Consider the following 1,299-nt stretch of genomic DNA (forward strand, 5'->3'; position numbering starts at 1 on the left):
CTTAGTGGTGCAGAAAAGTCTGAGAAAGGTTGCTAGGCATAGAGTCTCAAAATGAGACAAGAGGGATAAAAGGGACAAGAGATGAGATACTCAAGTTCCTCAACAAAAGATCTTATCCATGCCCCACCTATATCTTCAGCTACAACAACAATTGCGTCAATGGATCAAGCCAAAAGATAAGCGACATCTCCAAGGATTTGCGGAGTCTGTAGCTGCGATATTGCAATCAGGAAGTGCGAGTCTGAGTCATTGGTTGCCCTATTTAAGCCATCGAGAGTGCCAAGCCAGAAGTCAGATGGAAAGACTAAGCTACTTTGTGCATAATCCACATATCATCGCCGAGACATTCTATAACCCATTGGTGAAGCACTTTCTCCAAGCATTTGCAGGAGCATCGTTGGAACTAGCTCTCGATACGAGTATGCTGTGGGATAAATTCTGTCTGATCGAAATATGCTTGATTTGGGGTGGAAGGTCGATTACTTTAGCGCAAGTGGTATTAGAGCATGGAAGCGCTACTGTTGGCTTTGAGCATTACCGTCCCGTATTAGAACAAGTACTCACCCTATTGCCGCCAGAAAGCAAAGTGACCTTACTTGCCGACCGAGGCTTTGAACATGGGGAATTAATCCGATGGTTACAGCAAAATCAATGGTCTTGGGCATTTCGCGCAAAGTCCGATCTGCTAGTGACTTTGCCGACAGGTACAACCAAGCGCGTCGAACAACTGATACCTCCCACAGAGCAAGCTTATCTAGTTCCCAATGTCACCGTACTCGGTGATGTTAATTGTCACTTAGCGACGGCTAACCTAGACATGGCTAACGGTTCATGGGCTGTCCTTACCGATATTCCCCCTTCATTACAGACTTTTGCTCTCTATGGCAAACGCTTTGGCGGTATTGAACCTCATTTTAAGGATTACAAGTCGGCGGCTTTTAATGTGGTTAGCTCGCATCTCCGTGATGCTCAATCTCTTACCTGTTTGTTTATGCTCCTTGCCACTGCTAACCTGATTGCTGTAATTCTTGGCATAATGTTGGTGCGTTTGGGGCAAAGGGCGGCTATTGATTGGCACGATCATCGCGGCTTGAGTTTTCTGCAACTCGGTCTCCGTCAGCTTCACACCCTTCTTTACCAACAAAAACCTCTTCCTCTTTTGCAGATTTTCCCTAGAACTAATCCTCCACCTGCCTGTGCTTCTATTGCCAAACGCGAAAAGTTAGATTTTCGTATCGAATTTGCTCGTATTACCATTGTCTCATCTTGAGACTCTCCTGAGTTTTCTGCACCACTAAG

General features: G+C 45.6%; 1 protein-coding gene. It reads left to right on the forward strand.

Annotated features, from left to right (window positions below):
• The first annotated feature begins 118 nt into the window (after positions 1-118).
• Positions 119-1,270 (forward strand): transposase, encoded by a 1,152-nt coding sequence (locus VB775_RS15710; protein WP_281007090.1) that lies wholly within the window; start codon positions 119-121, stop codon positions 1,268-1,270.
• The last annotated feature ends 29 nt before the right edge of the window (positions 1,271-1,299 follow it).

The organism is Pseudanabaena sp. CCNP1317, from assembly GCF_034931345.1.
GTDB classification, from domain to species: Bacteria; Cyanobacteriota; Cyanobacteriia; order Pseudanabaenales; family Pseudanabaenaceae; genus Pseudanabaena; species Pseudanabaena galeata.

Excerpts from the sequence above, each read along its gene's own strand:
- VB775_RS15710 (WP_281007090.1), top strand. The coding sequence starts at position 119 with ATGCCCCACCTATATCTTCAGCTACAACAACAATTGCGTCAATGGATC.